This window comes from Streptomyces malaysiensis subsp. samsunensis, assembly GCF_024519315.1.
Lineage (GTDB): Bacteria > Actinomycetota > Actinomycetes > Streptomycetales > Streptomycetaceae > Streptomyces > Streptomyces malaysiensis.
On record NZ_JANIIC010000099.1, the window covers coordinates 21,045 to 28,014 of the forward strand.

The following is a 6,970-nucleotide window of genomic DNA, read 5'->3' on the forward strand; positions in this document are numbered from 1 at the left end:
CCCGAGGGTGCCGACGGGAGAAGTGCGGGAGGATCAGCAGGAGAAGTCCGTTTCGGTGCCGATGCCGAGCCGCCTGGCGGCGCGGACGACGGCGAAGCCGGACGCGACGTCCTGTGCGGCCATCCCCAGCGACTTGTACAGCGTGCGCTCGGCGGAGCTGGTGCGGCCGGGGTGCTTGCCGAGCAGCACTTCACCGATCTCGGGCAAGGGACGGTCGGCCCGCATGAGTCCCTCCTCGATCGGGCGGGCGATCTCGGACGACTCACGCAGTGCGCCTTCCCTGCTGTCCACGAAGACCGAGCACGACGCCACCGCCGAGGAGTCGAGTTCACGCTTGCCCGGCACGGAGGAACCGACGGCGTTGACATGGACGCCCTCGGCGAGGTCCTCCGCACCCACCAGCGGCTCCTTGGTGTCCACCGTCGTACACACCAGGTCGGCGCCACGGAGCGCTTCGGCGGGTGTGCTCGTCAACTGGATGTCGGCGTCGACCTCTGTACGGGCCCACTTCAAAAATGCCTCGGTGCGCACGGCGCTCCGGTTCCACACCCGTACCCGGCGCAGCGGCCTGATCTCGTTGATCGCGAGGAGGTGGCTGCGCGCCTGGGTACCGGCCCCGATCAGGGCCAGGTTCCCCGAGTCGGGCAGGGCCAGCGCGTCGGTGGCCACGGCGGACGCGGCAGCCGTACGGAGCGCGGTCACCGCCGCTCCCTCCATCATGGCCAGCGGTTGCCCGGTCTCGGGATCGAACACCATCACCACACCCACGTGTGTCGGCAGTCCACGGGCGGCGTTGCCGGGAGCGTGCAGTACCGCCTTCAGTCCGTAGCCCGATTGGTCCTCGCCGGTGACATGGCAGGGCATCGTGGCGAACAACGAGGCGTCGCGGCCCGATCCGAGCACCGTGCGCACCGGCTGGACGACGTCGCCGCCGCTGTAACGGCGCATCACCTCGGCCATCACCCGGTATGCCTCGGCCACTGGATAGGCCTGCCGCACCTGGTCTCCGTTCAGTAGCAGCACAGGATCTCCTCTCTCATGCGGCCCGGCCACTTTGGCCGGGCGGAGCCGGTCTGGTGAACACCGACCACACCATGCGGATCGGCCTGGTCCGCGAGATGAACTCAAGACCGTGCAGCTCCGCGGCGGGCACCGTGGTGAGCGCGAGATCAGCCGTTCCCTCGACGGCCGCACGGGCCGCGGCGCTGGTCGAATCGCAGTGGATCACCTTGTACGAGGTGTGCCTGGAAGACAGCAGCTGGTCGATGATCGGCACGGGTGAGGGGTGGCTCGCGACAGTCGGCGACACGGGCACCGGGCCGGCGTCACGCCGCACCGCGATGCCGTACAGCGGAGTGTCCATCACGAACACATCTGACAGGTCCAGGGCCTGGTCCATGTAGAAGTGGTGTACGGCCTTGTACGCGTTGGCGACGACCACATGCGTCACCTCACGGGCGTGCAGGGCGGCGCCCGCCTCTTCATAGGTATCGAACAGACGGACGGGGGCTGTCGCGCCGCCGGGCGTGGCCAGCCGGTGCGCGAGCAGCGTCGCGGCCACCTCACTGCTCGTACCACTCGGGCCGAGCGTGCCCACGGCCGTTGTCTCACCCGGATCGGGACGCAGAAGTGTGATGAAGCCGTTCAGCGTCATCGTTGTTCCCTAAGGTCGAGGTTCTTCGGGGGAGGAAGGCGGACACCCCGGCCGGCCGGGGAGACCTGGTACAGCCGGCCGTGCGTCCGCCGCACCGCACGACCGGAAGCGAGACGCCGGAGAACTGCCCGTGCAGCCGCCCCGGTGAGCGACGTACCGGTGTCAGTCGGGGGCGACGCACGTCAGCCAGTCCAAGTGCTTGCTGTCGGCACCGTGCGTGACGGCCTCGTAGAGCCCGGCGACCTGGGCCGCGACCGGGCCGACGGCGCCAGAGCCGATGTCCCTGCCGGACACCGCGAGAACGGGGTCCACGCCCTTGCCGGTGGAGGAGAGGAAGACCTCGTCGGCACCGAGCAGTTCACCGGGGCCGAGGGGCCGCTCCACCACATCCAGACCGGACTCCCGGCACAGGGTGATCACGGTGTCTCTGGTGATGCCGGGCAGCAGATCACCTGTGACGGGCGGAGTGACGACGCGTCCGGCGAAGACGGCGAAGACGTTCGAGGTACTGGCTTCGGCGACGTTGCCCGTGCTGTCGAGGAGGATCGCGTCGTCCAGCCCAAGAGCGCGGGCCTCGTCGGCGGCGAGCGCGCTGGTCACGTAACCGCCGACGACCTTGGCTTGGACGGGCAGCGCATCGCGCTGCGGGCGGCGCCAGGAGCTGATCGTGCAGCGCACCCCCTTCAACCCTGGTTCGCAGGGAAATGTGTACGTCACCATGGACAGAGCGTCGGACACACCGGCCAGGGAGACTCCGGGGGCCAAACCCGGCAGCAAGGACAGCTTGTAGGCCAGCGGGCGCACATACGTGTCCGAATCATGACCGTTGCGCCGCACCAAGTCGACCGTGATGCCGATGAGGTCCTCGACCGTCTCCGCCACGGTGATGCGCAGAATACGGCAGGCCCGGAGCAAGCGTTCATAATGGTCACGAGCCCGGAACAGACAGAGCCCGTCGTTCGAACGGTACGCCCGGATCCCCTCAAAGGTGCCCGTGCCATAGTGCAGGCACTGTGTGGAGAGCGGCAGTGCCGGCTCCGCCGCCGGGACGAGCCGACCGCGGTCGTAGGCCCACGCGCCGAGCCCGAGGGGGGAGGAGACAGCCTCGTTCTGATCGGTCATCATTTCCTCATCGCGGCGATGCGCTCGGCCGCCCCGTTCTCGTCCGACCGACCGGTACGCAGGTCCACGACCCGCGCGGCCTTCCAACTCACCATCGCCCCGGTGCTGGTGATGGGGCCAGGAGTGCCGATTTCGACCGTCAGCGTGGTGTCCAGCACGTCGAGGCACGCCCGGACGGCATGCTCGGTGCCGGCGCGCACAACAGCCTCGTCGGCCTTCAGCGTCAAGAAGAGTCGATCCCGCCCGGCGTCGTCGCCCACGGTGATCTGGTAGTCGAGGTAACCTCGGAAGGGGGCGAGCAGCAGGTCCTCAAGCTCGTATCCGTTCACGGGATGACCGTTGAGGGACAGCCGGTCGTGTACCCGTCCCACCGCCCGAACCGCCGGGGCGGGGACGGCAGCACCAGGGCCCGGCTCCGTCATCATCACCAGGTCGCCGGTGCGATACCGCACGAGCGGTTTCGCGCCCGCGTAGAGGTTCGTGACGACCAACTCCCCGTACCGCACACCGGCAGGGTCGGGCTCCACCGATTCGAGAGTGTCGGGATCGATCACCTCGTAGTGATTGATCAAGGGAGCGGTCCGCAGTGAACCGTCGGAAGTGGCCGCCGCGAGCACGGATGCCTCCTGAGAGGCGTACAGGACGTTGTACGCCTTGGCGCCCCACAGCGTGCCGATGTTCGCCAGCAGGCTCGGGGACATCAACTCGCCGGTCAGCAGCAGGACATCCAGGGAGAAGTCCTCCCGGGGGCGCAGGCCGGCCTCGGTCGCCTTCTGCGCGAGACGCAGGGCCATCCCCGGGGTGCAGAACAAGCCGGTCATCGGGAGGAGGCGCATGACCTCCAGGGCACGGTCGAAGCCGATCACCGGTGAGTGCGGCCACATCTTGGCCACCGCGTGGCCAAGGTTGCGGCACACGTCCCCGAAGGTGTCCCCGGTGGCGTGCAGCTCGCTGGGGCCGGAAACTCCGATGACCTGCCGGTCACCGTGCGCCGCGAGCAGGTCACGGTAGTACGCGGTGAGAACGGTGTTGTTGTGAATGGTGTCGGCGTTGGTACGCGGACACGGGGTCGCGGCGCCCGTCGTACCGGTGGTCTCGTAGAAGGTCCAGGCCTCGGAGACAGGCCGCGACAGGACGTCGAACTGGGCCTTTCGCAGGTGGTCCTTGGTGGTGAACGGAAGACGCGACAGGCCGTCGATCCGCAGCCCGGAAATCTCCTCGTCGGTGAGCGCCGCGAGATGTCGGCGGTAGAAAGGAGAGTTGGCGCGTGCATACGCGACCACCTCGCGCAGCCTGTCGGTTTGGTGCGCCGCCAGTTTCGCGGCATCCCATTGTCCTGCGATGAACGCCTTGAACTGGTCGTGCAGCTCGACCGTCAGAGCCGCGGATTCCGGGTCGTAGTGCGTGAACACCCGAGCCTCCAAGGGGGATGAGCCGTCTTTCGCGAGGGACGGCGGGACAGGTTAGTCGTCGGTCAGGTCAACAACCACCCATGTGGACACCTCTCGCCACTTCTGCACCGCTTCCTGGTGGAACGCGTTGGCCTGGTAGCTCTTCAGCGCGCGGACGTCAGGCAGTACGCCGATGACGGCGAAGTCGTAGGCGATGTCGCGGTCAACCGCGTTCCAGCCGACACGCCAGGTGAGGAGTTCGGGGACGTGACGACGGACGTCCCGGGCGAACTTCTCGGCCTCGATCACGGACGGCGAGGTGCGCTCGAATCCGTCCTTGAGCTTGAAGAGAACAATGTGTGTGATCACCCTTTCCTTTCACGCCAAACTGCCCGGGAGCCTCTCATGTGACCCGCAGTGTCGTTCGGGGAAGAGGCGCGGGTGGGATGCGATTTGGTCGGCAGGATCCGCCTGGCATTCCTACGGTTGCAAACGTGCAATGAGTTTCTGGGTCGATCTTGCCGATATAGCCGACAACGTTCAACCACACTTTTTCGATGTTGTGGATCGAAGAAGCGGGCAGCTGTGCATAGTTGGCGGACAACAATGCGGTGATACAGTGCGGGCGCCACTTGAGTCCGGGCCGTGCCCTACCTCCTTCAATATCCCTGGAACGCAAACGATTCCTTTGCGCTGAGTTCCCTCTGATTGCCAGTGATGCCAGCCGAATCATGCCGGAGCCCTCGTATGACATCCGACCTGCTCCCCATCAGCCGTATCCCTCGCACCGGTCTGCCCGAGCACGCGGTGGTGGTCGGCGCCCCGGAGCGCGCCGCCGACACCGCCGAGCTGCTGGACGGCTGCGTGCGGGTGGCACAGCACCGGGAGTACCTCACGTTCACCGGAACCTGGAAGGACGTGCCGGTGGTCGTCGCGTCCCACGGGGTCGGCGCGCCCGGGGCCATCCTGCTGTTCCAGGAGCTGGCCGACGCGGGCGTAAGCACGATTCTGCGGCTCGGCACAGCCGGCGCCATGCGGGCCGGAATCCAGGACGGCAGCCTGGTGATCGCTGAGGCCGCGATCCGCGACGACGGTGTGACACAGCAGTTGATGCCCCCGGAGTACCCAGCGTTCGCCGCGCCGGAGGCGGTGCTCGCGCTGCAGCAGGCGGCGAAGGAGGCGGGAGCGCAGCACCACCGCGGGGTGGTCTGGACACGGGCCGCGTTCCAGCCGGGTTGGCTGGAACTGCCCGGCGCCTACGCGCGAACCGGGGTCACGGCCATCGAGATGGAGCTGTCCGCCCTGCTGGTGCTGGCCTCCGCTCGCGGTCTCGTGGCCGGCGGCGCCCTCGTCGTGGACGGCGCCAACGCCGACGAACTGGTCGACATAGAGGCGACCGGTGGCTACGACCCGCACCGGAAGGTGGTCGCCGACGGAGTGGCCCGAGGCGTGCGGGTGGCGCTGGACGCGCTGTGCCTGCTGGCGAAGGAAGACGGAAAGTGACCACGGAACACACATCCGACGTCGAACTGCTCGTCCACGGCGGCGATGTGCTCTCCGTGGACGCGGCGGGCACCCTGGTCCACAACGGTGCGGTGGCCACACGGGACGGCGTGATAGTCGCCGTGGGGCCGGCCGCCGAACTGCGCGCCCGGTTCCGGGCCGACCAGGAGATCGACGCCACCGGCTGCCTGGTGCTGCCCGGACTGATCAACGCCCATACGCACCTGGCGATGAACCTGCTGCGCGGGTGTGCCGACGACCTGACCCTTCAGGAGTTCCTGGCCCGGGTCGTCCCGGCGGAGGCCGAACTGATGTCTCCGCGCGCCGTCGCCGCCGCCGTCCGGGTGGCGGCGGCGGAGAGCATACGGGCCGGAGTCACCACCGCACTCGACATGTTCTGGTACCACGAGGCCGCTGAGGAAGCGGCGCGGACTGCCGGCTGGCGGCTGTTGACCGGACCGACGTTCATGGACGTGCCCAACCCGCCCGACCGCCGCGACTACAACGGCCGGCCCGACTGGGCGCACGCCTACCTGACCGCACTGCGCCCGGCACCGGGCCGACGACCCGTGGTCTTCGCCCACAGCGCCTACACCCTTTCCCCCGGCCAGCTGACCGACATCGCCGAACTCGCGCGTGACCACGGCGCGCTGCTGCACCTGCACGCCGCCGAGAACGCTGCCGAAACCGCCTCCGTCGTCGCAGCACACGGCAAGCGGCCGGTCGAACTCCTGGAATCCCTCGGTCTACTGGGCCCCGACGTGCTCCTCGCGCACGCGGTCGATCTCACCGACGGTGAGATCGCCGCGCTGGCCCGGACGGAAACGGCCGTGGTGCACTGTCCGCTGTCCAATCTCAAGCTGGGCTGTGGCGTCGCCAGGGTGCCCGACCTGTTGCGTGCGGGCGTCACGGTCGGGCTGGGCACGGACGGAGCGGTCAGCTCCAACACCCTTGACATGCTCGCCGTGGTACGTATGGCGGCACTCGTGCACAAGGCGGGCGGCGACCCGACGGCCGTTCCCGCTCGGCAGGCCGTGCGGATGGCGACCGTCGAATCGGCCCGAGCGCTCGGTCTGGCCGGCGAACTGGGCTCGCTGGAACCGGGAAAGCGCGCAGACCTGGTCGTACTCGACATGGACCGACCGCACCTGGTGCCCCGCCACCACCCGTGGTCGATGCTCGCCTACGCCGCCGCAGCGGCGGACGTCCGGGACACGGTGGTGGACGGCAGGGTCCTGATGCGCGATCGGCGGCTGCTGACCATCGACGAACAAGCCGCGCTCGACGAACTTCGAGCCTT

Annotated in this window: 7 protein-coding genes; 2 read left to right on the forward strand and 5 right to left on the reverse strand. The window is 68.4% G+C overall.

What is annotated here, in order from left to right; genetic code table 11:
• Window positions 1-33: 33 nt before the first annotated feature.
• From NQU54_RS44990 to NQU54_RS45010, 5 genes are all read right to left on the reverse strand, one after another.
• Window positions 34-1,023 (reverse strand): ornithine cyclodeaminase family protein, encoded by a 990-nt coding sequence (locus NQU54_RS44990; RefSeq protein WP_257636079.1) that lies wholly within the window; start codon window positions 1,021-1,023, stop codon window positions 34-36.
• A 13-nt stretch (window positions 1,024-1,036) separates the two neighbouring features.
• A complete protein-coding gene (locus tag NQU54_RS44995; protein ID WP_257636080.1) occupies window positions 1,037-1,654 on the reverse strand; it encodes a prephenate dehydratase domain-containing protein in 618 nt (205 codons plus the stop codon).
• A gap of 162 nt (window positions 1,655-1,816) precedes the next feature.
• Window positions 1,817-2,776, reverse strand: coding sequence for an aminotransferase class IV (locus tag NQU54_RS45000; protein WP_257636081.1), 960 nt, complete (start codon window positions 2,774-2,776; stop codon window positions 1,817-1,819).
• Window positions 2,776-4,188, reverse strand: a complete 1,413-nt coding sequence (locus NQU54_RS45005) for a phenylacetate--CoA ligase family protein (protein ID WP_257636082.1) — start codon at window positions 4,186-4,188, stop codon at window positions 2,776-2,778. The genes NQU54_RS45000 and NQU54_RS45005 overlap by 1 nt, the downstream gene beginning before the upstream one ends.
• A gap of 51 nt (window positions 4,189-4,239) precedes the next feature.
• A complete protein-coding gene (locus tag NQU54_RS45010) occupies window positions 4,240-4,536 on the reverse strand; it encodes a Dabb family protein (RefSeq protein ID WP_257636083.1) in 297 nt (98 codons plus the stop codon).
• Between the two features lie 378 nt (window positions 4,537-4,914).
• On the opposite strand from NQU54_RS45010, the gene NQU54_RS45015 reads away from it, so the two are divergent.
• Together NQU54_RS45015 and NQU54_RS45020 are read left to right on the forward strand one after the other, a co-directional pair.
• Window positions 4,915-5,670 carry a nucleoside phosphorylase gene (locus tag NQU54_RS45015; protein WP_257636084.1) on the forward strand — a complete coding sequence of 252 codons (756 nt, stop codon included), beginning with the start codon at window positions 4,915-4,917 and terminating at the stop codon, window positions 5,668-5,670.
• Window positions 5,667-6,970: amidohydrolase (locus NQU54_RS45020; RefSeq protein ID WP_257636085.1), on the forward strand; the 1,304-nt coding region annotated here is incomplete at its 3' end. The genes NQU54_RS45015 and NQU54_RS45020, both read left to right, overlap by 4 nt.

Coding starts and splice junctions, on each gene's coding strand:
- NQU54_RS44995 (WP_257636080.1), bottom strand. CDS start 1,654: ATGACGCTGAACGGCTTCATCACACTTCTGCGTCCCGATCCGGGTGAG.
- NQU54_RS45000 (WP_257636081.1), bottom strand. CDS start 2,776: ATGACCGATCAGAACGAGGCTGTCTCCTCCCCCCTCGGGCTCGGCGCG.
- NQU54_RS45015 (WP_257636084.1), top strand. CDS start 4,915: ATGACATCCGACCTGCTCCCCATCAGCCGTATCCCTCGCACCGGTCTG.